This window comes from Streptomyces sp. NBC_00986 (assembly GCF_045162565.1).
Lineage (GTDB): Bacteria > Actinomycetota > Actinomycetes > Streptomycetales > Streptomycetaceae > Streptomyces.
On the sequence record NZ_CP108733.1, the window covers coordinates 4,669,129 to 4,691,186 of the forward strand.

The 22,058-nt window shown below is 69.5% G+C and carries 33 protein-coding genes; 30 read left to right on the top strand and 3 right to left on the bottom strand.

Features of this window, described 5'->3' with window-relative positions:
- Positions 1-2 precede the first annotated feature (2 nt).
- The 18 genes from OG504_RS20140 (at position 3) to OG504_RS20225 (ending at position 10,159) form a co-directional block, all read left to right on the top strand.
- Entirely contained in the window at positions 3-1,106 is a 1,104-nt protein-coding gene (locus tag OG504_RS20140) for a hypothetical protein (RefSeq protein WP_405991061.1), read from the top strand.
- Positions 1,103-1,918, top strand: a complete 816-nt coding sequence (locus OG504_RS20145; protein ID WP_405991062.1) for an exonuclease domain-containing protein — start codon at positions 1,103-1,105, stop codon at positions 1,916-1,918. Before OG504_RS20140 ends, OG504_RS20145 begins: the two co-directional genes overlap by 4 nt.
- Entirely contained in the window at positions 1,915-2,382 is a 468-nt protein-coding gene (locus tag OG504_RS20150; RefSeq protein ID WP_405991063.1) for a phiSA1p31-related protein, read from the top strand. Before OG504_RS20145 ends, OG504_RS20150 begins: the two co-directional genes overlap by 4 nt.
- Entirely contained in the window at positions 2,379-3,008 is a 630-nt protein-coding gene (locus tag OG504_RS20155; RefSeq protein WP_405991064.1) for a hypothetical protein, read from the top strand. Before OG504_RS20150 ends, OG504_RS20155 begins: the two co-directional genes overlap by 4 nt.
- Complete coding sequence (locus tag OG504_RS20160; RefSeq protein WP_405991065.1) at positions 3,005-4,411, top strand: DNA cytosine methyltransferase; 1,407 nt, start codon at positions 3,005-3,007, stop codon at positions 4,409-4,411. Before OG504_RS20155 ends, OG504_RS20160 begins: the two co-directional genes overlap by 4 nt.
- A complete protein-coding gene (locus tag OG504_RS20165) occupies positions 4,408-4,683 on the top strand; it encodes a hypothetical protein (RefSeq protein WP_405991066.1) in 276 nt (91 codons plus the stop codon). Before OG504_RS20160 ends, OG504_RS20165 begins: the two co-directional genes overlap by 4 nt.
- A gap of 2 nt (positions 4,684-4,685) precedes the next feature.
- Positions 4,686-5,135 carry a hypothetical protein gene (locus tag OG504_RS20170; protein ID WP_405991067.1) on the top strand — a complete coding sequence of 150 codons (450 nt, stop codon included), beginning with the start codon at positions 4,686-4,688 and terminating at the stop codon, positions 5,133-5,135.
- A gap of 98 nt (positions 5,136-5,233) precedes the next feature.
- Positions 5,234-5,500 carry a hypothetical protein gene (locus OG504_RS20175; RefSeq protein ID WP_405991068.1) on the top strand — a complete coding sequence of 89 codons (267 nt, stop codon included), beginning with the start codon at positions 5,234-5,236 and terminating at the stop codon, positions 5,498-5,500.
- A gap of 10 nt (positions 5,501-5,510) precedes the next feature.
- On the top strand, positions 5,511-6,434 hold the full coding sequence (locus OG504_RS20180) for a hypothetical protein (protein WP_405991069.1): 924 nt from the start codon (positions 5,511-5,513) through the stop codon (positions 6,432-6,434).
- A complete protein-coding gene (locus OG504_RS20185) occupies positions 6,431-7,090 on the top strand; it encodes a hypothetical protein (RefSeq protein ID WP_405991070.1) in 660 nt (219 codons plus the stop codon). Before OG504_RS20180 ends, OG504_RS20185 begins: the two co-directional genes overlap by 4 nt.
- On the top strand, positions 7,087-7,287 hold the full coding sequence (locus tag OG504_RS20190; protein WP_405991071.1) for a hypothetical protein: 201 nt from the start codon (positions 7,087-7,089) through the stop codon (positions 7,285-7,287). The genes OG504_RS20185 and OG504_RS20190 overlap by 4 nt, the downstream gene beginning before the upstream one ends.
- Positions 7,284-7,427, top strand: a complete 144-nt coding sequence (locus OG504_RS20195; protein ID WP_405991072.1) for a hypothetical protein — start codon at positions 7,284-7,286, stop codon at positions 7,425-7,427. The genes OG504_RS20190 and OG504_RS20195 overlap by 4 nt, the downstream gene beginning before the upstream one ends.
- The gene (locus OG504_RS20200) at positions 7,424-8,017 is read left to right on the top strand and encodes a hypothetical protein (RefSeq protein ID WP_405991073.1); all 594 of its coding nucleotides are present in this window, start codon (positions 7,424-7,426) and stop codon (positions 8,015-8,017) included. The genes OG504_RS20195 and OG504_RS20200 overlap by 4 nt, the downstream gene beginning before the upstream one ends.
- Entirely contained in the window at positions 8,014-8,205 is a 192-nt protein-coding gene (locus OG504_RS20205; RefSeq protein WP_405991074.1) for a hypothetical protein, read from the top strand. The genes OG504_RS20200 and OG504_RS20205 overlap by 4 nt, the downstream gene beginning before the upstream one ends.
- 32 nt (positions 8,206-8,237) lie before the next feature.
- Entirely contained in the window at positions 8,238-8,582 is a 345-nt protein-coding gene (locus tag OG504_RS20210; protein ID WP_405991075.1) for a hypothetical protein, read from the top strand.
- A 2-nt stretch (positions 8,583-8,584) separates the two neighbouring features.
- Entirely contained in the window at positions 8,585-8,824 is a 240-nt protein-coding gene (locus OG504_RS20215; RefSeq protein WP_405991076.1) for a hypothetical protein, read from the top strand.
- Between the two features lie 98 nt (positions 8,825-8,922).
- Positions 8,923-9,885, top strand: a complete 963-nt coding sequence (locus OG504_RS20220; RefSeq protein ID WP_405991077.1) for a hypothetical protein — start codon at positions 8,923-8,925, stop codon at positions 9,883-9,885.
- A gap of 76 nt (positions 9,886-9,961) precedes the next feature.
- Positions 9,962-10,159 carry a hypothetical protein gene (locus tag OG504_RS20225; protein ID WP_405991078.1) on the top strand — a complete coding sequence of 66 codons (198 nt, stop codon included), beginning with the start codon at positions 9,962-9,964 and terminating at the stop codon, positions 10,157-10,159.
- A 2-nt stretch (positions 10,160-10,161) separates the two neighbouring features.
- Here the strand turns inward: OG504_RS20225 and OG504_RS20230 are convergent, their stop codons facing one another.
- Together OG504_RS20230 and OG504_RS20235 are read right to left on the bottom strand one after the other, a co-directional pair.
- A complete protein-coding gene (locus OG504_RS20230; RefSeq protein WP_405991079.1) occupies positions 10,162-10,386 on the bottom strand; it encodes a hypothetical protein in 225 nt (74 codons plus the stop codon).
- Positions 10,387-10,487: 101 nt separating this feature from the next.
- Positions 10,488-10,736, bottom strand: a complete 249-nt coding sequence (locus tag OG504_RS20235; RefSeq protein WP_405991080.1) for a hypothetical protein — start codon at positions 10,734-10,736, stop codon at positions 10,488-10,490.
- A 146-nt stretch (positions 10,737-10,882) separates the two neighbouring features.
- On the opposite strand from OG504_RS20235, the gene OG504_RS20240 reads away from it, so the two are divergent.
- The 4 genes from OG504_RS20240 to OG504_RS20255 are packed head-to-tail and all read left to right on the top strand — an operon-like array spanning position 10,883 to position 14,709.
- Positions 10,883-11,170 (top strand): hypothetical protein, encoded by a 288-nt coding sequence (locus OG504_RS20240; RefSeq protein WP_405991081.1) that lies wholly within the window; start codon positions 10,883-10,885, stop codon positions 11,168-11,170.
- A complete protein-coding gene (locus OG504_RS20245; protein WP_405991082.1) occupies positions 11,167-12,264 on the top strand; it encodes a DUF2637 domain-containing protein in 1,098 nt (365 codons plus the stop codon). The genes OG504_RS20240 and OG504_RS20245 overlap by 4 nt, the downstream gene beginning before the upstream one ends.
- Positions 12,261-14,228 carry an FtsK/SpoIIIE domain-containing protein gene (locus OG504_RS20250; RefSeq protein ID WP_405991083.1) on the top strand — a complete coding sequence of 656 codons (1,968 nt, stop codon included), beginning with the start codon at positions 12,261-12,263 and terminating at the stop codon, positions 14,226-14,228. The genes OG504_RS20245 and OG504_RS20250 overlap by 4 nt, the downstream gene beginning before the upstream one ends.
- A 4-nt stretch (positions 14,229-14,232) precedes the next feature.
- Complete coding sequence (locus OG504_RS20255; RefSeq protein ID WP_405991084.1) at positions 14,233-14,709, top strand: hypothetical protein; 477 nt, start codon at positions 14,233-14,235, stop codon at positions 14,707-14,709.
- Positions 14,710-14,737: 28 nt separating this feature from the next.
- Here the strand turns inward: OG504_RS20255 and OG504_RS20260 are convergent, their stop codons facing one another.
- A complete protein-coding gene (locus OG504_RS20260; RefSeq protein ID WP_405991085.1) occupies positions 14,738-15,244 on the bottom strand; it encodes a hypothetical protein in 507 nt (168 codons plus the stop codon).
- 226 nt (positions 15,245-15,470) lie between these two features.
- On the opposite strand from OG504_RS20260, the gene OG504_RS20265 reads away from it, so the two are divergent.
- From OG504_RS20265 to OG504_RS20300, 8 genes are all read left to right on the top strand, one after another.
- Positions 15,471-15,962, top strand: coding sequence for a hypothetical protein (locus OG504_RS20265; protein ID WP_405991086.1), 492 nt, complete (start codon positions 15,471-15,473; stop codon positions 15,960-15,962).
- Between the two features lie 562 nt (positions 15,963-16,524).
- Positions 16,525-16,896: a hypothetical protein gene (locus tag OG504_RS20270; protein WP_405991087.1), complete on the top strand. Its 372-nt coding sequence runs from the start codon at positions 16,525-16,527 to the stop codon at positions 16,894-16,896.
- Between the two features lie 26 nt (positions 16,897-16,922).
- Positions 16,923-17,159, top strand: coding sequence for a hypothetical protein (locus OG504_RS20275; protein WP_405991088.1), 237 nt, complete (start codon positions 16,923-16,925; stop codon positions 17,157-17,159).
- Positions 17,156-17,458, top strand: a complete 303-nt coding sequence (locus tag OG504_RS20280; protein ID WP_405991089.1) for an HNH endonuclease — start codon at positions 17,156-17,158, stop codon at positions 17,456-17,458. Before OG504_RS20275 ends, OG504_RS20280 begins: the two co-directional genes overlap by 4 nt.
- A gap of 896 nt (positions 17,459-18,354) precedes the next feature.
- The gene (locus tag OG504_RS20285; protein ID WP_405991090.1) at positions 18,355-18,963 is read left to right on the top strand and encodes a bifunctional DNA primase/polymerase; all 609 of its coding nucleotides are present in this window, start codon (positions 18,355-18,357) and stop codon (positions 18,961-18,963) included.
- Positions 18,964-19,020: 57 nt separating this feature from the next.
- Positions 19,021-19,470 carry a hypothetical protein gene (locus OG504_RS20290; protein WP_405991091.1) on the top strand — a complete coding sequence of 150 codons (450 nt, stop codon included), beginning with the start codon at positions 19,021-19,023 and terminating at the stop codon, positions 19,468-19,470.
- Positions 19,471-19,528: 58 nt separating this feature from the next.
- Positions 19,529-20,011 (top strand): hypothetical protein, encoded by a 483-nt coding sequence (locus OG504_RS20295; RefSeq protein WP_405991092.1) that lies wholly within the window; start codon positions 19,529-19,531, stop codon positions 20,009-20,011.
- A 12-nt stretch (positions 20,012-20,023) separates the two neighbouring features.
- The gene (locus OG504_RS20300) at positions 20,024-21,700 is read left to right on the top strand and encodes a terminase (RefSeq protein ID WP_405991093.1); all 1,677 of its coding nucleotides are present in this window, start codon (positions 20,024-20,026) and stop codon (positions 21,698-21,700) included.
- Positions 21,701-22,058: the final 358 nt, after the last annotated feature.

A 22,058-nucleotide genomic window follows, 5' to 3' on the forward strand; every position in this document is an offset into this window, starting at 1 on the left:
CCATGGGATCGCGCATCATGACCATGAAGCGGCAGGGTGCCGAACTCGGCCGCATCCGAACCGGATACAGCACGCCGCACGCCGACCCGAAGAAGCGGCCGCAGGCGCAGCGCAGCGCGACGTTCATCCTGTCGTCGCACTCCCGTGAGTACGTCGAGCGCGCTGCCACGCTGTACGGCGGCAGCGCCGAGGAGTGGACGCCGCAGGGCTCGAAGATCTCGCAGTTCCGGGTCATCACCGAGGCTCACGAGCTGCGGGCGATCCTGCCGCCCGGCGACCCGCTGTCGCAGGACAACGAGCTATGGACGGGCGGCGGGTGCGCTCGCCGCTGCGACGGGATCACCGAGAAGCTCTCGCGCCGGCCGTGTCTGTGCCTCGCCGAGCACGGCGAGTCGTGGCACGAGCAGCCGGCGGGCAGCGTGTGCAAACCGACGTCGCGCCTGAACGTGATGCTCGCCGATCTTCCCGACTTCGGCGTGTGGCGGTTGGAGACACATAGCTATTACGCGGCCGACGCCATGGCGGGCGGGATCGACGCCGTGCTCGCCGCGACCGACGGCAAGTCGCCGATGCCGCTGCGCATGTGGATCGAGCAGCGCGAGGTCAAGCGCCGGGGCAAGACCAAGCGGTTCCCCGTCGTCATGGTCGTGCCCGCGATCCCGTCGCTGCGTCACGCCCTCTCGGGGCCGCTGTCCATGGCGGCCGCCCTCGATCCGGGCACGATCGAGCGGCTGGCGATCGAGGCGGCACCCGCCGAGCGTCCCGACTACCTCGCCGACGCCCGCGAGTGCCGTACGTCCGCCGAGGTGCGCGAGGTGTGGCACCGGGCGAACCGCGCCGGGCACGTCGCCCGCGACGGGTCCGACGAGCTGTCGCTCGACCTCATGCGGATCGCCGAGGACATCGGCAACGGGATTGACCCGACGACAGGCGAGGTCGGCGACCAGGACGAACACGGCGGCGGCGAACTCGGGCCGGACGACGACGGCGTGTACGACGTCGAGGTGCTCGGCGAGGGCGACCAGGACGCAGCCGGACCGCAGACCGCGCAGCCCGCGACCTCATGGCCGGCGGCGGCGCAGCCCGGATCGGGGGCACGCCGATGACGTGGCACTTCGGCCGATGGTCCGCGTTCGACCTTGAGACGACCGGCGTCGACGTCGAGAACGACCGGATCGTGACCGGCGCCGTGATCGCGCGCGGCGGCGGCATCGAGGACGAGGCCGGCGAATGGCTCGCCGACCCCGGTGTCGAGATCCCCGCCGAGGCGACCGAGGTCCACAAGATCACGACCGAGCATGCGCGAGCGAAGGGTGACCCGGCGCGCGACGTCGTGCGCGAGATCACTGCGGAACTGGCCGGGCAGGTGCTGCTCGCCGGCTCGGCGATCGTCGGGCACAACGTGTCGTACGACTTGACGCTGCTCGACCGCGAGTGCCGCCGGTACGAACTGCCGACCCTGCACGACCGGCTCGACGGCACCCCGCTGCACGTGATCGACACTCGCGTGCTCGACCAGCACGCCGACCAGTTCCGCAAGCGGCCGAGCGAGCAGCAAGGGGCGCGGCAGCTCGTCACGCTCGCGCAGGTCTACGGCGTGCCGTGGGACGACGAGGCGGCGCACGGCTGCTCGTTCGACGCGCTCGCCGCCGCGCAGATCGCCCGCAGGATCGCGGAGATCGCACACACGCGGTGGCGTGACTTGCCCGAGCGGATCCAGGCGATCCGGCGGCCGCGGTTCTACGCGTTCCGCGGTCTCTCGCTCGCCGAGCTGCACGCCGCACAGATCGATTGGGCGGCCGAGCAGGCGGCCGGGCTCGAAAAGCACTTCCGGAAGACAGACCCGAACGCGGTCGTCGACCGCACGTGGCCGCTGCGCCCGTGGGTCGAGCCGAGCACTGAGGGGGCACCCGCATGACCGACCGGAACATCATCGGATTCGACGTCGACCGCAACGGCAACGCCGCGATCGTGGTCGCGGTCGAGCACGACGGCTCGTACACCGTGCACACCTCGGGCGTGTGCAAGTCGCTCGCCGCCGAACTGCTGCGCGGGATCGCCGCCCGACTGGATGCCGAACACGGCCCCTTCCTCTGCAGCCCGACGCAGGAACAGCACGATCGGCCGCGCGAGGACGAGCCGGCCGACGCGCGAGGCGGGCGCCTCGACCGCGCCCGCGGCGTGTACCGCGACCCGCGCGGCGACTCGTGGGATCTCACGCTGCTGTGGGGCGACGAGTTCAACCGCGAGTGGAAGTGGCACGGCAGTACCGACAGGCTCGGCGAGCCGATCCTGCGGGCCGACGACGGCGAGGTCCAGCCGCTCGGCGTGCTGCGGACGCTGTACGGGCCGATCACTCCGCTGTCGGGCGGTGCGGCATGACCGACATGATCCCCGGCCTGATCACAGCCGACGAGGTGCCGCTCGACGACCACACCGCGGCCCCGGCCGGACTGCAGGTGATCGGGCTCGACCTCTCGATCACTTCGACCGGCGTGTGCCTGCCCGACGGCTCGACGTTCCGGATCCGGACCCGGCAGAAGGACGGCCCGCGTCGGATGACGGTCATCCGTGACCGGTTGACGATCGAGGTCGCCGAGCAACGACCCGACCTCGCCGTGATCGAAGACCTGCCCATGAACGCGGGGCGCATGAGCCTCACGAACCTGAAGAACATGGCGTGCCTGCACGGCGTCGTGCAGGCGCTGCTCGTCGACGCCGGCGTGCCGTGGGCGTACGTGAACACGAAGACGCTGAAGAAGTACGCGTGCGACAACGGCGGCGCCACCAAGCAGGACATGACGGCGGCCGCGTTCCTCGCGGCCGGCGCCACGTTCGAGAACGACGAGGGCGCCGACCAGGTCGACGCGTGGTGGCTGCGCGCCGCCGCGTACGACTGGCTCAGACTGCCTCTGTTCACGATGCCCGAGGCGCAGCGCGAGGCGCTGGGTAAGGGCGATTGGCCCGACACGTACGCGCAGCGGTTCGTGATGGGTGCCGCGGCATGACGCTTCGGATCGGTTCGCTGTTCAGCGGATACGGCGGGCTCGACATGGGCGTGCAGGCCGTGCTCGGCGGCGAGACCGTGTGGCACTGCCAGTACGACCCCGAGGACAAGTTCCAGTACGCCGCGCGGATCCTCGCGCATCACTGGCCCGAGGTGCCCAACCTCGGCGACATCCGGTTCGTGCACTGGCTGCGCACGCTGCTGCAGTACGGCCCGATCGACGTTCTCACGGGCGGGTTCCCCTGCACCGACCTTTCCGTCGCCGGGCACCGGCTCGGCATCGCTCTCGGCACTCGCTCGGGTCTGTGGCACTACATGCTGCGGGCGATTGCCATCCTTCGGCCCCGACTGGTGGTGATCGAGAATGTGCGCGGCATCCTCTCGACAAAGGCTGACCGTGGAGTGGAACCCGGCTCTGCGGATATGGACCCAAGTTCCGGAGCACGCTACGTGCTTCGAGCTCTTGGCGCCGTTCTCGGCGACCTGGCCGCCATCGGGTTCGATGCGGAGTGGGCGGGCGTACGCGCGTCGGAGGTCGGCGCTCCCCACGAGCGTTTTCGCGAGTTCATCCTCGCGTGGCCTGCCGACGCCGACGGCCCGCGACTGGAAGGGCGAGGGGTTCAAGGGGCAGTTGCCGAGCGCCTTGCGGCTGCTGCCGACGCCGCGAGTGTCGGACCGCAAGGGCGCGGGCCGGCATGGCGAGGGGGGCCCGGACCTGCGTACGGCGATCTCGCTGCTGCCGACGCCGACCGCAGCGGACTCGCGGGACACGGCGAACTTCCGGACCGACGGGACGCCGTACGGCAAGGGGTATGGCCGGACGCTCACGGACGCAACACGGCTGTTGCCGACGCCGACGGCGACGCCGTACGGCAGCAATCAATCGCCGAGCGCCGGCGCGGCGGTGCGTCCCTCGTTGGAGGGAGTCACGCGCAAACTGCTGCCGACGCCGCGCGCCTCGGACGGCGAGAAGGGCGGGCCGAATCAGCGTGGCAGCTCGGGCGATCTGACGCTGCCGAGCGTCGCGGCCGGGCTGCAGGGCTCGACGTCGTCGCCGACGACCTCGTCGTCGACTGGGGCGAGTACGGGCCGGCGGTCGAGCAGTGGGAAACGATCCTCGGCCGGCCCCATCCCCGGCCAACTAATGATCGAGGTCAGCTAGCTGCCGAGTTCGACGAGTGGATGATGGGCTGCCCCGAGGGGCACCTCTGCTCGGTACCGCCGGTGCCCGGCATGACCGAGGCGAACCTGCGCAACGCCCGGATCAAGGCGGCCGGTAACGGCGTCGTGCCGCTGCAGGCGGCGGCCGCCACGCAACTACTGCTCGACCGGGTCGCGCCCGAGGTTCCGCTCGTGCGGCAGATCGTTGAGTACGCCCGCCGCGACTTGGGGCGCGCGGCATGAGCGCGCCCCTGACGCCCACGATCGGCGACCCGCGCCCCGGCTATGGGCTGCGCGTGCGCAAGGACGGGAATCGATCGCTCGCCGTGGCCGATGCCGACTGCGCGTGCGGGCAGTTCAGCAAGGCCGCGAAGGGCGACGTCGAGGTCGAGTCGCTCGTGATCGGTTACGGCCGGCACCGCCGTGACGAGTGCCCGATACCCGAGATCCGTGCAGCGGCCGCCCGGCAGTACGGGGTGCTGCAGCAGTCCCTCAACAAGCGACGGAGGAAGTAGAGATGCCCAGGTTGGACGAAGACGCTGAGGTCGAGGTGAAGCTCGACGGCGCGGCCGGAATGCTGCAGCAAGCGATCCCGGCGATCCTGCGTCGCGGATTGTTCGAGGCGCCGGGCGCCCGGATCGTCGCGGTCGTCGAGTTCGCGAGCACGACGTACACCGGCCACGCGGTCGGCGAGGACAAAGACCCACAGGTAAAGCTCAGGGTCAAACTCGCCGAGGTCGCCGTCGAGGGTGACCAGATCAGGCGACTGCGCGAGGTCATGCGAGCCATGTACCGGCAACGCAAGATGAACGGCACCCTCGACGAGATCGGACCCGGCTCGCAGGACGTCGACGCCGCGGTCGAGCTGCTGCTCGCCGAGCATCCGACCGAGGGCGAGTTCGAGGCGCACGAGGAACGCGAGCGCGCCCGCAAGCGGTCCGGCGGCCGAGTCGAGCGCTACGGGTGACATACCCACCGAGCAGCAGAGGCGGCGCTCGTCGTGAGCGATGCCGCTGCGGTCGCACCGTACTGCGGCAGCTCGTCGGCAACCGGGCGGCACTCGATGTGACCGCCGACGTCGATGAGTTGGCCCCTGCGGCGGCCGCGATGCTGCGCGAGCCAAACCGGCTCGACTGGTGCGTGCGCACCACGGCGGGCGAGCCCGATCTGCAGTGGGCCGACTGCCACCGACGCAAGACGGAGTGCACCCGCCCGCACGTGATCGACCACCAGTGCACGGGCGCCCCTGTTGCCCACGCCCACGGGCGAGGGCAACAGGGGCGCCGCCCCCGAAAGTCCTCGGTCGCCGAGGGACAGCTCGCCCTCGGATAGGAGAACCCCGATGCCATGGTTCGTCGTTGACGACAACGCCGACAGCCACCCGAAGTTCGTCGCCGCCGGGAACGCGGCGATCGGGCTGTGGGCGCGGACGGGCGCGTATGCGGCCCGGCACCTGACCGACGGCATCGTGCCCGGAGACATCGCCAAGATGTACGGCTCGAAGCCACAGATCACGAAGCTCGTCGCGTCCGGGCTGTGGCACATGGCGGGGCACGACTGCGCTCACCCCAAGTGCCTGCAGCCGGCTCGCGGCGACTTCACGATTCACGACTACTTGATCTACAACCCGTCGCGCCGCGACGTCCTCGCGAAGCGCGAGCGGGCCGCCGAGAAGAAGCGGCGACAGCGCTCGGGGCAGGATTCGCAGACGAATCGCAACGGATCCGGCAGCGATCCGTACGAGAATCGCGACGGATTCGACGACGATTCGTCAACGAATGACGCGCCGAAAAATGACGGGCCCGCAGGTCAGGGCGCTGCGTCCCCAGGGGACGACTCGGGGACTCACGCGCGCGCGTTCCCCTCCCCTCCCCTCCCCTCCCACAAGGGGGGTGCAGGTAGAGAGTCGGCTGCAGGAGGTAGCGGGCGCGGTCGCGCACCTCTCTCTCTGATCGCCGCCGATTGGCAGCCGAACGACGACGACGTGCAGGCGGCGCAGCTCGCCCGCGCCGACGGCGGCCGCGAGCAGCTCACCGCGCAGCAACTCGACGCCGTCACCCGCAAGTTCAGGCAGCGGATGCTCGACGACCAGGTGCAGGCGGCCGCGTGGGGCGGGCGCTGGCAGCAGTGGGCCGAGAACGAGCGCACCGAGCAACAGCCGGCCCCCGGCGGCAACGTTGTGCAGTTCGGCGCGGTGACCAAGAGCCAGCAGCAGCGCGCCGGCCTCGACCGGCTGCGCGGCCGCCTGAACGGAGACACCGCATGAGGGTCGACGAGGTCATCGACCTACTCGAACGGATCGCCCTCGTCGACGACCGCGTCGTGCGGGCCGACGAGGCAGAGCAAGAGGCGCAGGTCACGATGTGGGCCGCCGTGCTGCGCGACGTGCCGCTGCAGTTCGCCGGCGAGGCGGTCGGCCGCCACTACGCCGAGAGTGCGTGGCCGGTCATGCCGAAGGACATCGCAAGTCGTTGGCGCGATCAGGTGCGCGACCGGCTCAGCCGGTCGACGGGCACATTCGAGCCGACCGATCACCCCGACGTCGACCCCGACGACCGGTACGGCAATGGCTACGTCAAGGCACTGCGCGCGCAGCGGGCCGCAGTCGCCGTCGGCGCCGCCGAGCCCGTCGGACTGCGCGAGCTGCTGCCCGCCGTCGGCAGCCGGCTCGGCGGCGATCGGACCGTCGAACTCGTGCCTGCGAACGACGAGTTCCGCGAGGCGAAACAGAGCCGGTTCCCGAGGCGCGAGCGGCCAGCCGGACCGCCCGAGCAGGCCGTGCACTGCCCGGTGTGCGGGTCCTCACCGGGCCGCCCCTGCCATCTGCCGGGCAGCGGCCGCGTGATGACCGGGCTTCACCCCTCGCGCCGCGACGTGTACCAGGCGGCGCAGTCCACCAACAGCAAGGGAGATCAGCCGTGAAGCAACGTGATCCGCTGCTCGCCGAGTTGTACCCGACAGGCTCGTTCGGCGGGCCGCGCCCCGGCGAGCACCGGCCGGGCGAACCCGACCCCGAGGGGCCGCGCCGGGGCGCCGAACTCGCCGCCGCGGTCGCCGAGATCGATCACGAGAACGGCTACGGCGTGCACCTGCGCTACCGGCAGGCAGGCGCCGCATGACCGAGCCCGCCGCCGTCGGATACCTCGGCATCGCCGCCATGGTCGCGGCCGCTTGCGCCGTCGTGTTCCTCGTGGCTGCCGTCGCGTCCGCCGTGCTCGACAAGTACGCCCCACCGATCGAGAAGGAAGCGCAGCGATGACCGATCCCACGATGACCGCCACCGAGGCACTGCTCGCGTTCGCCCGCCGCGCCATTGATGCCGAGGCGGCGCAGGCGCTCATTGACGAGGCCACCCGCGAACTGACCGGCCGGACCGTCGTCCGGCCCGAGCAGCAGCTCGTTCCGCTCCGCTTCACCGTGCGCCGACACCACGACGTGAGCGGGGTGAGCGGCGACGGGAACGTCGCCGACGGCGTGCTGTGGCCGGACGGAACCGCGAACATCCGGTGGCGCGGCGAGCACCCGAGCGCCGTGTTCTGGGACCGGGGCCGCGTGAGCGTCGAGTTCATCCATGGGCACCAGGGCGCGACCGAGATCGTGCTCGTCGACCAGGGCGACGAGCAGCAGCTCACTACGCCCACGCCCACGGGCGCGGGCGATACAGCGGTCGCCGCCCCGCTCGTTCTGCGGCGCGTCCTCGAACACGCACTGCGCCGGCCCGTTCCGTGCCCGAAGTGCTCGCGGACCTCGACCTGCAGGTGCGTCGCCGACCGCACCGAGGGGCGCGTCGAGGTCGTGCTCGGCGCGCTCGCGCCGTGGCTGAACACCGGTACCGGCGAGGCGGCATGAGTGAGCCCGACGACCTCGCCGGCCTCGACCCCGACGACGTCGAGTCGCTCGCCGAGCTGTCCGACGACGAACTCGCGGCCGCCCTCGACTGGTTGTACGGGCCCGACCCGCTCGCCGGCGAGTGCACCCCCGTGACGCGCCGCCGCAAGCCGAGGGGCCGTCGCATCGACAACCTGCCGCCGCTGTAACTCGCCGCCATCCACAGACTGTGAGGAACCCCGTGGACAACACCGCTGCCCGGACCGACGCCGTCAAGACGGCGACCGACCCCCTGTACGCCGCGCTCGACGAGATCCGGGCGTGGCGACACCGGCACCCGCACTACGACGCACGGCTGTTCGCCGAGCTCGACGCGATCCTCGACCGCGCCGCCGTCGGCCGGATCGAGCGCCGCCTCGACCTGCCCGAGGCAACGTCGCTGCCCGAGGCGGTCAACGCCCACCACACCGTGATGAGACTGCGGCGCAGCACCCTCGCCGACGCCGCGCGTGCGTGGGATCTCGTCGAGGCGCGCGCAATGCGGCAGATCTCGCGGTTCATGCCGAGCACCGGACCGGAGGAGTAGTCATGGCCGCCTCGCCGAAGGCATTCGAGGCGCTCGCCGTGCGACTGCGGTTCGCGAGCGACCCCGGCTCGGTCGATCTGCTGCTCGACACGTGGCTCGACTACCGCGACCGGGCGACCGAGTGGGACGCCGCCCGATGGGGGTTCGATCCCGATCGATGGTTCGAGCGCGAGCGCGCAGAACTCGCAGGGCGGGCCCGGTTGTACGTCGGACCGCCACCGATGGATGACGACGAGAGCTGACACGACGGCGGGGCGCCCCAAGCCGGCAAGCACCGGGCGCCCCGTACCCCTTCGCGGTGTGATCAGCCTACGCCCCACGCACCACAGGAGCGCTCACCATGCAGCACACCACCCGTCCCCGTACCGCCCTCGACGACCTGCAGGTCGTCGTCGACCACTGGACACACTTGCGAGCCCTGATCGACACCTCACAGACCTCGGACACGTGGCCTCCGGCCATGGGCAAGGCCGAGTACCTGCGCTCCCTCGATGAGCACGACCGCGACGAGACCGCCCTGTTGCTGCAGCACGCGCAGCACCTCGTGACCAAGACCGACGAGCACGGTCGGCCCCGGTACGAGTGCCTGCACTGCGACTACGTCGGCGAGGGCCGAAGCCACCTGCCGCGCCCCGACCGGCAACCCGAACAGCTCGGCGAGCGACCGGTGCCGCTGCGGCTGCACATCGTCGACGCGTGTCGTGCCGTCGAGGTCGCACTGTGCTCGATCGCCGACCAGGTCGCGGCCGAGATCCAGCGCGACACGGTCGAGCCGCTGCGCCGGGCGATCCCGGGCGACCCGGTCGGGCTCGCCCTCGGCATGCTCGCCGCGCGGGACGGGGCCGACCCCGCCCGGTGGCACTTCACCATGGGTGAGCGCTCCGCGGTTCGGGCGGCCGAGTGGCTGCTCGGCCGGCTGCGCGGCGACGAGGGGCCGTGCCTGCCACTGCGCGATCATCACCGGGCGGCGATCGGGCTAGTCGCCCGCGGGGCTGCGCGCCGGATCGAGCGGACGATCGGCGGCACGGTCGACCGGTACGCCGTGACGATGGATCAGCCGTGCCCGTACTGCGGCAGCGATCTCACGATGCACGCGGGCGGCGGCGAGGACGACATCGTGTCGTGCGCCGGTCCCGACTGCATGGCGCCGGTCGGGCTCGATTCCGCCCGCCGCACGTGGTCGACGGCCGCGCAGCTCGCCACCCTGCAGCGGGAACTCGGCGAGGCGGTTCGGCGCCGGAAGCGGGCCGACGATCGGGCGCGGCAGCGAGCAGCAGCTCGCGGTCGACAAACGGCCGCGTAGCAGCCTCTATACCTGCAGGTGCGACTCAGCGCAGTCGGGATGATGATGAAAGTGAGCACGACAAAAGGACGGCGACATGAGCAAAGGCGATGACGTCCCGAACATAAAGACCGAGAACGACGAGGCTCGGCTAGAACTCTTGATGGCAATCAAGCAGGGCGCCGAGACCGTTCGCATCGACCAAGTACAGAACGGAACCTACAGAAACGGGCACGCGGCATTGCTCGCGTTGTCCCAGGCATGGGCAGCGTTGCAGCCATCGAGCGAGATCTAGGCTCACCGATCGGCGGCGGTTCCCCAATCGTGGGGGCCGCCGCCGCGCCATTCGATCAGGCCAGACTCGGCGACTTCTGTCGGGTCGAGTTCGAGCCCGGCGCGGCGCAGAAACTCGACGACGTCGACGAGGCTGTGCGCGAGCCCGAGAATCTCACCGTCGACCCGCACCCGGCGGCCGCCACTCGGCGACGGCGGATTCACGATCACAGGTCTCGTCGCATCCATACGACCATGCTCTGCCTGCCCTCGACCAACTGCAGCTCGGCGCACCCCATGCGGACATGGAAGACCCCACCGATCACGGACTCGGCGGGGTCGACAGCGCCCTACTCCCCGCGCTGCAGATCGGTGCGGCGGCCGGGCGACACGGGGTGCGCCGCGAAGTACGTGTCAAGATCACGCCGGCGCCACTTCACGCGCGTGCTGCCGGGCTGCCCGACCCCCTCGGGAAAGCCGCTGTCAGGGGCCGTGCGGCGATCGTGCAGCGTTTGACGGGTGATCCCGTAGTCGGCGCAGATCTGCGCGATCGACAAGAGATCATCACCGCTCTTCGGTGTCGTCGGCTCTTCGGGCACGTCGGCATCATCCCCTAGACCTCTTGACAATGTAAAGAGGTCGCTTCTACGTTGGTTCTGCACACGGAAAACCCCGGCCGGCGCCAGTACGCCACGAGCCGGGGTGGACCGGCCCGCACCGACCGTGAAGCCGAGAGGGCAGATCCGTGACGAATCGTAGCGGCGCACCGCAGGCCACCCATACCCGATCAGGGCTTTCCCTTCGCCTGCTGCTGTGGGCACTCGCGTTGCTCGCCGTGGCGTTCCCCGCCGCGATCGGTCCCGTGCTGAACCTCGTGTTCGCCGCCGTCGGGTTCGCCGTCGACCACTTGACCTCGACGTGCACCCTCGCCGCCGTCGCGCTGCTCGCCCGAGCCTTCCCGCGCATCGCATACGGCATCGCGCAATTCCTCGGCGTCGGCACGGCGAGCGCCGTCCGGACCGTGTTCGCATGACCGACAGACCGACCCGGCAGGAAGAGCCCGCCATGCCCGCCACATCGGGAACGCGCCGGAACTGGCCGACCCGCCTTGCCCTGTTCCTCGTCATGGGCGCCGCCCTCGCCGTCGGAACGTGGTCCGTGTACACGCTGCTGCACGACCAATTCGACGCCCCTAAGACCATCGCCCTGTTCGGCTGCCTGATGTTCGACGCCGCCGCCCTCTTCTTCGCCCGACTCGCGCAGCAGTACGCGACGTCGGACGACTCCGGACTCGCCCCACGCGCCGCCATGCTCGCGATGATCGGCACCTCGTCATGGGTCAACTGGCAACACGCGCAGCTCGAAGGGTGGGGGATCGTCGGCTCGGTCGTCATGGCGGCCGCGCCCGTGATCGCTGAACTCGCCTTCGAGATGTGGCACCGGTTCGAGCACCGCGAAGAACTGCGCCGCCGTGGCCGCGTACCCGAGGCGGCGCCCGCGCTGGGATTCCTGTCCTGGCTGCTGCACCCGCGCAAGTCGTTCGGCGTGTTCGACAAGCACGTCGAGGCGCGGCTCGTCGAGGTCGCCGCCGCAGCCGAGAGGCGCGTCGATGCGGCGCGCGGCGCCGAACGCGTCACCGTGATGCGCGAGGATGATGCGCCGCCGCAACCCGCGCCGCATCACCTCGTCATCGAAGTGCGGCAGCCCGTTGCGATCGCCGCCGCGCCCGCCCCTGAGGCGTCGCCCGTGCAACCTGCGGCGCGGCAGGATGCAGCCGAGATACCCGCAGATCAGGAAGCTGCAGCCCCGTCGCCGCAGCAGCCCGCCGACCCCGCTGTCGTGCTGCGCCGCATCGACGAGGCGCTGCACGGACGCAGCCTGAACAAGGCTGACGCGGTGCGCGCCGTGATGCGTGTCGCGCCTGATGCGACGGCGCCGCAGATCGCGCAGCACCTGACACGGCACGGCTACGAAAAGGCCGACGCGTCGTACGTCCGCACCGTGCAGTCGCGCGACAACAGGAAGAAGGCCGAGGTGCTCCCGGCGGACACCGCCACCGATGCGCCAGCCGCCGCCGCGAGTCCGGACGCCGAGCAGCACGCAGACGGAACGGGGCAGTACCTGTGAGCACCGCCGAGCAGCTCGACCCCTACGACGAAACCGACGTGCCGCACCTGCAGCTCGTGACGACGATCCCCGAGACGAATTCGAAGATCGAAAAGCGCAGATCAGGGCTCGCCGTCGTCACGTCGTCGTCGTCATCGTCGTCTCGTTCGTGGCAGCGCTGCGTCGACACCCTCGTGCGGGTCGGCGCGTGGATCTCGCGGCGGCGGTGGGAACTCGCACCGGCCGGGGGCACGGCCGCCTTGACCGTGCTCGGGCTCGTGCAGCCGGGCGCCGGACCGGCGTTCGGATACGGTCTGCTCGCAGCCGGCTCGGCGACCGCCGCCGTACTCGCGCTCAAGAGCAAGAACGACACGATCGCCAAGGCAGGCGCCGCCGGAACGGTCGCCCTCGCCGACGTCGCGGTCGCCGCCGGGTCCGGGCTCGACTGGCCGACCCTGACCGCGTACGGGCTCACGACCGGCGCCGCGTACGGCATATACGGCCCATGGCTCGCGCAGCAGCGCAACGTACGCATGAAACTGCAGCTCGACACCGTCAAGGCGAAGGGCGTCGTGCCCGCCGCGATGGGACTCGACGCAGCCGACCCCGGTCTGATCGGCGGCACGCCCGAGGAAACGGCACTGCGCCGCGCTATCCACGCCCTCACCGGCTCGGCGCCGGCCGACGTGCTCGCCTTCACCCGCACCGTGGATGGATGGCACGCGCTCGTCGTCATGCCCATGGGCCGCAACACGTCGCCCGAGTCGATCATCAAGCGGCAGGCGCAGCTCGCGAACAACCTCGGCATGCCCGGCCGGCTCACGCTGCGCCGCGGCGACGCCGAGAACCAACTCGTCGTACGGCTGTCGACCGTCGACCGGCTCGCCGGAACGATCCCGTTCGTCGACAACGGCGTGCGCACGTGCACGGTGCCCGTGCTGCTCGGCGCCGACGACGAGGGCAACGAGATGTTCCTCGACCTCATGTACCGGCACACGCTGATCGCGGGCGCCTCGGACTGGGGGAAGTCCGGCATCCTGAACCTGATCATCGTGCGACTCGCGAAGTGCGTCGACGCCGACCTGTACGGCATCGACATGAAGCCCGGCGCACCCGAACTCGGGCCCTGGTCGCCCGTGATGAAGGTCGCCCGCAACAAGTACGAGGCGCGGGCACTGCTCGAACGGATCCGCGACGAGGCGCACCGCCGCGGCGACATTCTCAAGGCACTGTCGGAACAGTCCATGGCCGAGGGCAACGGGCCCGTGCGCAAGTGGGTGCCCGGCGTGCACGGGAACGCGATCTTCGTGTTCACCGACGAACTCGGCGAACTCGTACGACAAGACCCCGACCTCGCTGCGCTGTACGAGTCGCTGCTCGCGATCGTGCGGTTCCTCGGGATCATGTTCGTGAGCGCCACACAGCAGCCGTCCCGCAGAGTGTTTGGCGGCAACACTGACGCCCGCGGCAACTACGCGAACCGACTCTCGACCCGACAGGGCGAGTCGGGGCACGCCCCGTTCATCTTCGGCGCTGGCTGCCAGTCCAAGGGATGGCACCCCGAGGAACTCGACGCCCCCGGCAAGTACCTCGCACAGACCCCCGACCACGACGACCCGCGCCGCGTGTACCGCGCGCAGTGGGTGTCCGACGAGGTCATCGCCGACGCGGTCGGGTTCTACTACACCGACAAGCGCGACACCGAGCCGCAGCCCGCGATCACCGACGAGCCGTGGGTCGAACAGTTCGCGCCGCTGCGCTACCCCGACGGTACGTCCGTCGACCGCGACGAATGGCCCGACCTGTACCGCGTGTTCGTCGGCATGGGCTCGGCCACGAAAGACGAGCTGCGTGAGGCCGGCACCTACAACTCGCGCGACACCGTCACCCGAGCACTCAGGGTCTGGTCCCAGCACGGGGTGCAGTCACGCCGCGACGGACGTTCGACCCGCTTCTACCTGCCCGACCGAGCGCGAAGTGAGTGACCCGATGCCCTCGCAGCACCTGCCCGAGCCGCGGCGACGGTACGACGTTCCCTCGACGCACCAGCCCGTCGTCGGGCACGTCGTGCCGGCTGCCGAGCAGCGCCTCGTGCCCGCGCCGCCCGGCATGCGGGTGATCGGGTATGTGCGGATCGACGGCATGCTGTACCCGCAATACGGGCCCGAGTACGTACCGGCCGCGCCCGTAGCGCCGGCCGCGCCGTCCGGGATCGACCCGCAGGCCCAACGCACCGCCGCGAAGGGCGTGTTCGCCGCCGGGGCGGGCGTGGGCGCCTACTTCGGCATGCAGGCGCTGCAGATCCTCGTCGACAGCCTCGTGCAGTTCCTCGCGGCCGCCGCGGTGTGCGGGCTCGTATGGGCGCTGCCGACCGGCCGCCGAGCGGTGCGCGAGGCGCCGACGTACATCACGAACAATCGGGGTCCGTTCGCCGGCTGGAAGTCGCAGAACGGGCCACACCGATAACGAGGAAGGGACAGGGGGCACTGGGCAATCAGTGCCCTTTCCTCTTCCTCCTACGCTTCCCTATTTGGACGTCATCGACCCGATGCTTCACTCGCTCGATCGCCTCGATCGCACGGTCCGCTTTGAGTTTGCGAAGCTTGGCTTCCGCAGAGCGCGCTCTCCCTTCGTGGTAGTTCGGCAACGCCCCAAACAAGCCACCTCGCCCGGTCGAGCTACGCAGAAAAGCGAACATCCAACCGAGGCTCGGGTCGAGATGCTGCTGCGCCCACGTCGCGAGTTCTACCACCATCGGCGAGGCGAGGCTAAGAAACACCACCTCCGGTCGATCGATGGCTGCGTCGCCCTCTCGCACATCGTCACCGAAGGCTTTGAGACGCCCTGCGGTGCCCGCGAGCTGTGCCTGATCATGGGCGTATAGATAGATCGAATCGAGGTCAGCGAAGAACTCTGCGACCTCAGCGAGCGACCATGGATCACTCGTGGTGGTGATCTCAACGGCCGAAACAGGTTCGACCGGCGCCGGTGGAGTTGACATGCCTTGACGGTAAAGGGACGCCAGACGCTGCGCGTCTTGTGGTGCGCCGAACAGGGGGCGGAAGCTGCAGCAGCTCGTCGTGACCGTCGCCGACACCGAGTAGCGCCCCGGCCGGCGCATCTGCGCCCTGTACCGCACGCCTCGCAGTACAGGGCGCAGTCATGTGACGCAACAACAGTTGACTCATTCCGCATACGATGCGGCGTGTCGTACGTCACTATGAATCGTGTCTGTGCTGACGATCGTCAACCTAGCCGTTCTGGCCGCTTCGATCGGCCTCCCTTTCGCTTTGTATACGCGCCACGTACGAATCCGGTCATGGGCGGGACCAGTCCCACTGTCGCTGGCAGGTGACGGCTATGTGGGCTCGGTCCCGCGATCAAGTAGGAACGACCGTCTGGTGTGGCTGCGGCAACGTGAGCGCCTCTTTACCTACGGGCTGTACGTCGTTGTCTTCGGCTGTGTCCTGGTCGTATGCCTCGGTACGTATGACCTGACCCACAGTTGGGATCAACACGGCCACCTGACTCCGCCGGACGCCCCACAAGCGGTGACTGTCTTCCTGGCCATCCTGGCGGGCCTCACGGCAGCCGTAGCGGCGCTCGTCGGCGCTTGGGAGAAGATCATTCGCGCGCGCGGCGAGATGGACAACGACCGCATCCGAGCGATGGCCGAGTTCGAACGGGCACGTAGAACGGGTGAACTTCCCCCTCCATAAAGACGGCGATGATTCATGAATCGCACGCGGTTCATCGACGATTGGCGGGCGAAAGATCGACGAATGAGCGCTACATCTATCAGCCGAAAGATCATGACCCCGCAGGTCAATGCGATCTGTCCCTAGGGGACTCCCTCGGGACTCGCGTGCGCGCGCTCCCCTCCCCTCCCATATATAGGGGCGGGCGTAGAGAGATCGCCTACAGGTAGCAGCGGGCGAGCGCCCGAACCGATCTCACTCTCAACACGCCGCCCTCGCTTGACTCCAGACGATCACCTGTCGCATTCTTGGCGGCAAGTCCACCATGCCCGGACACAGAAACCACCCGACGCCCCGCTCACCGCGGGGCGTTCGTCATTCCCCCAACAGCCGGCCGGGCACCCCACCCTCGACCGGCACGGCGCCGCCTCAACTCCCCCCCCGAGGCGCCCCCCACTCGCGCGGGGCGGAGACAGATACGAACCATGGCGGGTTTGCTGCCCGCCCCGCGCTGTACGTCCTGGTCACATCCCCCGCAACACAGGCACCATGGACCCTCGTTCACAACCACGAGGGGGGACCCGTGTTCGGCAGTAAAAAGACCGACGCCGAAAAGGCCGCAGCGCACCGCCAACGACAGATCACCCAAGCCGCGGCGTCCGCCGGCATCACGGTCATGGGGGGAAAGTTCCGCGCTCCGAATCAGGACCCGATACCGATCGACGGCGCACGCATGACCATCGAGCGGGGCGAGGACGCAGGCAAGCGGGTCACCGCAACCCGACTCCTGTTGACCGGCGTGTTCGCGCTGCTGCTGAAGAAGGATCAGACGCAGTTGTTCATCACCGTCGAGAACGGCGATCAGGTGATGATGATCCCAGTTCCGGCGAAGAAGGAAGGCGCCGCGCGCGTCCTCGCGACCATGGTCAACGGCGAGGCAACCGGCGTCAGTTGATCTCGCCTCCGAAAGGACCCCGTCCCATGCGCGTACACCTGTCAGACGGGGTCCGCGAGGTCGAGATCACAGCCAAGGGATACAGCCGCAAGCAGCTCGACGACGTCGAGAACTCAGCGCTCCGCATCCTCGACGCCCTGCGCAGCGACCAACCCACAGAGCGAGGAAAGACGTTCGGGTTCACGCCCGACGCCGTACTCGACAGCAGCGCCGAGCGCGCCGAGCCGTACGACGACAGCCGCGACCAGGACGACGAGGCATGAGCGGCGGATGGGTCGGCAGCAACCGACGGGCCGAACTGCCGCCCGACTGGTACACCGCGATCCGGCCGGCCGTGCTGCAGCGCGACGAGTACCGGTGCCGCAACCGGATCGACGGCCGGGCGTGCGCACGCCCGGCGAATCAGGTCGACCACATCGGCGCCAAGGACGATCACCGGCTCGAGATGCTGCAGGCGCTGTGCGTGGACTGCCACGCGAAGAAGAGCAGCCGCCAGGGCAACGACGCACGGTGGGCCGAACGCATGACCCGCCCCCCGGAGCGACACCCCGGCCTGATCTGACACCCCCTCCCCCAATTAGGCACCCCCTACCCGGAGTTACACCCACCTGACCTGCACGTTCACGCGTACGCGTACATCGCTGCAGGTCAGAGCGGTGCGGTACGAGGTGAGCCCGAGACACTGCTCGATCGGCACGCGCACTGCACAGTCGAGGCTCGACAGACATGCACAAACATGCAGGTCAGAGCGCTGCAACTCTCGTACGTGGCGCACGATTTGAGGGCCGACGGCACAGCTACCGAACGGGCGACCAAATCGAGCACGCTGCACGACGATCACAACGCCCTGACCTGCACGTTTACGCAGTCGACAGAGGCGGCCGCGACCGAGGCGACAGCCCGTCGAGCCCGTACGAAGGCGCGCACGTACCGAACGAGCCCGCAACGCTCTGACCTGCACGTTTGCAAGGCGATGCACAAAACCGCAGGTCAGAGGCTCACAACTACCGTGCAGGCGCTGCAGTTTGGCGACCGAGGCGAAACTGCAACCTCGCGCGCTACATCACAACGCCCTGACCTGCATGTTTACGCATCTAGCCGCGTTTCCGCAGGTCAGAGGCTCACGGGATCGCGCGGGGCGACAACTCGCGTACGACCAGACGAGATCGACGGATCCGGCGCCCGAATTCACGCCCCGACCCTGGGGGGTGACTCCCACCCCCGCCCCCTTTGGCGCTCGGGAGGTGCTGCGGGCCTGGTTCTGTACGGGTCTGGGAAAAACGGCCACGCTGCGGGGCGTGGGCGGTCCGCTGGCGGGCGGGCAGGGATGCGGCAGGCTGATTTGATGGCGCGCGGTTGAGGGGCCGCACATCGCCTCTCAGCCTGCCGCACACCCGATACGAACCTAATACATGCAGGTCAGAGCGCTAAAAGCGTACGCCGAGATATCATGGACTCATGACGACGAGGCGCCCCTGCGAGCACTGCGACGAGCCGATGCCGATCACGGCCCGGCGGCACGCGCGGTTCTGTCGGCCGGCGTGCCGAGCTGCTGCTCACCGCGCGGCCCGCGCGATCCCGGCCGAGCTGACGAGCCGGCCGCGATGGATCCGGCGCACCTCGCGGAAGGTTCCGGTCGCCGTCGACGGCGCGGCCGCGAGCAGCACCGACCCTGCGTCCTGGTCGCGGTACCGCGACGCCGCCCGCTCGACTGCGGGCGTCGGGCTCGGGTTCGTCCTCGACGGCGACGGCGTCGTCTGCCTCGACCTCGATCACTGCCTCGACGACGAGGGCACGGTCGCGGGTTGGGCGCGCAACGTCCTCGACGCGGTCGACGGCTCGACGTGGGTCGAGGTGTCGCAGGGCGGCGACGGGCTGCACGTGTGGGGGCACGGTCGGCTGCCGGGCGACGCGGGGCGTCGGCTGCGGCTCGACGACGGCTCGGTCGAGGTGTACGCGACCGGCCGGTACATCGCGGTCACGGGGCGGACGTTCGGCGGCACGCCGCAGCGCCTCGGCAACTTGCAGCACGTGATCAGCGCGTTGACAGGGCTCGACGCTGCGTAGCAGGATCCACACGCCTTGTGCATCGCAGTGATGCACCGGCGGCGGGGGGTCATAGTGATGAAGCGACTTGTTGCAGCGGTAGCCGCTGCCGCGGCGGTGCTAGCCGCACTCACAGGATGCGGCGGCACCGACGACACCGAGTCGGTCAAGCCGATCACGCACCAGATCGACAGCCTACGTGCTGAGATCAAGATGGAGTCCAAAGCTGTCGCCGCGCACGATGCGGACGCGAAGGACCACATCCAAAGCGTCAAGGAGACGGCCGCGTATGTGACTCCCAAGCTGGCCGATCTCGCAAAGGACGCTCCCGCGGATACGCGCGACTTCGCGAACGCGGCGCATGCCTGGGCCGAGGCGGTTCTGACGTCCCGCACGGCCATTCTCGAACAGGCCGACGCGGACACGAGCACGGCGGCTCTAGCGAACGTCGGTTTGGCGGCGCGCACCCTCGACCAGGACGCCAAGCACCTGGGCGTCAAGGGCTGGGAAAACGTCCACGATCTCTAGGCTCAGCGCCCCCGACACGGGTGCGCTGAGCGCGCACCCGACACGGGAGGTACAGCCCATGGCAGGCAACGGCCCGCCCCCGAAGGCACGCAAGGTGCGGCGCAACGCCGACCCGGTTGCGCAGACCGTACTCAGGTGGGAGCGCGCCGAGGCGCCCGAGCTGCCCGACTTCCGGATCGAGCGCGACGGCGACCTAGTTGAGTTCGTGTGGCCCGAGCGCACCCGCGAGTGGTGGCAGATGTGGATCGACTCGCCGCAGGCCGATCACTTCGGTTCGTCCGACTGGCAGTACCTACTCGACACCGCCCTGATTCACGCCCGGCTGTGGCGCGGCGATCTGACGGCGGCGGGCGAACTGCGGCTGCGCGTCGCGGCGTTCGGGGCGACGCCCGCGGACCGGGCGCGGCTGCGCATGGTGTTCGCCGAGGCGGACGGCGCCGACCAGGGGCGCGGCAGTTCGGGCGTGCCGCCGGCTCGCGAGCTGTACGGGAACCTGCGGCCGATCAACGGCGGGAAGTCCGCCGAGGGCGGCAGCGCGTAGCAAGGGGGCGTCATGCCATGGCGCGGCCCGGAGTACGAGGGCGAGTTCCCGACGCTCGGTTGGTACGTCATCGACTGGATGATCGGGAATCTCGCGCAGCCCGGCCGTGACGATGGGGCGCCGTACATCCCGACCAAAGAACAGGCCGAGTTCCTGTTGCGGTACTACGAGCTGCACCCGGTGACCGGGAAGCGGGTCATTCACCGGGCGCTGCTCAGCCGGCCGCGAGGCTGGGGGAAGTCGCCGTTCGTCGGGGCGATCGCGCTCGCCGAGGCATGTGCCGACGTCGTGCCGGACGGGTTCGACTCGTACGGCGAGCCGGTCGGCCGGCCGTGGTACTCGATCCGAACGCCGCTCGTGCGCATCGCGGCCGTGACCGAGCAGCAGACCGACAACACGTGGATCCCGTTGTTGGAGATGGCACGCGGCCGGTCGCTGTCGACCGACTACGGGCTCGAATGCCTCGACACCGTGATCTACCTGCCGCGCGGCGAGGTGTCTCCGATCACCTCGTCGGCGACGTCGGCCAAGGGTGACCCGGCGTGCTTCGCGTCGCTCGACCAGACCGAGGAATGGACGGCGACCAACGGCGGCGTCCGGCTCGCGAAGGTGATGCGGTTCAACGCCGCGAAGCTGGGCGGCAGCCTGATCGAGACGCCGAACGCCTACACGCCCGGCGGGGGCTCGGTCGCTGAGCAGTCGGCATCGGACTATCAGGCGATCATCGACGGCCGGTCGCGGGCGCGAGGGATTCTCGCCGATCACCGTGAGGCGCCGCCCGAGACCGACATGACCGACGAGCAGTCGCTCGTCGCCGGCCTGCGGTACGCGTACGGCGACAGCAGCGATCACCCCGACGGGTGCGTGCTGCACGATCCGCCGTGCGGGCCCGGCTGGTCGCCGATCGAGCGGCTCACGAGCGAGTTCTACGACACGTCGAACGAGCCGCAGGATCTGCGGGCCGACCTGTTGAACCAGATCACGCACGCGGCCGACGCGTGGCTGACCGAGCCCGAGGTGCGGGCGTCGTCCGACCTCGGCCGCGTGGTGCAGCCTGGCGACCGGATCGTGATCGGGTTCGACGGCTCGCGGAAGCGCGCGCGTGGGGTGACCGATGCGACGGCACTGATCGGGTGCCGGCTGTCGGACGGGCACCTGTTCACGATCGGTGTGTGGGAGCAGCCCGAGCGGCCGCAGCTCGGGCCGGACGGCAAGCCGGTCGAGTGGCAGGTGCCCGTCGTCGAGGTGCTCGCCGCGGTGCACGAGGCGTTCGCGACGTACGACGTCGTCGGCATGTACGCCGACCCCGCCAAGTGGGAGTCGCACGTTGCGGACTGGGAAGCGGCCTACGGGCCGCGACTCAAGGTGCAGGCGACCCGGCAGCACCCGATCGAGTGGTGGATGACCGGCGGCCGGTCGGTGCTGATCGTGCGGGCGCTGGAGAAATTCCACACGGCGTTGACCGAGGGCGAGTTGACGCACGACGGCTCGTCGGCGCTCGTGCGGCATCTGTGCAACGCCCGGCGCCGACCCGGCCGTTCGGGTCTGCAGATCGGCAAGGCGCACCCCGACAGCCCGAAGAAGATCGACGCCGCGGTCGCCTCGGTCCTCGCGTGGCAGTGCCGCCTCGACGCGATCGCGAAGGGTGTCGCGGTAGAAGAAGAAGAGATGTTCGGCGGGACGTTCTAGCGCAGGGAGAGTGTCCGCTCATAGGTTTTCAGACCTGCCTCGACTCGGACTCCCAAATTGCAACCACAGGAGGCGTCTTCGGGCAGCCACGGAACGGAGAAACTAAAGTAGTCGCGGCTTTTTCCCACCAGAACAAGCGGAAATTTCACGTCATTAACGGGATTTACCGCTGCGAACAGATCGTTCCTTCGGACCACGCTGACGTGGGTGATCGTGACCGGCAACCGGCCAGTGTTGAACACGCGAACTGTCACGGTCCACCCCGGGGGTTGTCCGGTGGGTCGTCGCCCCCGCCGATAACGCGTCCGGCGCCCTTCAGTCTTCACCTTGAACTTGGCCCCGCCTACCCAAAGCGCGA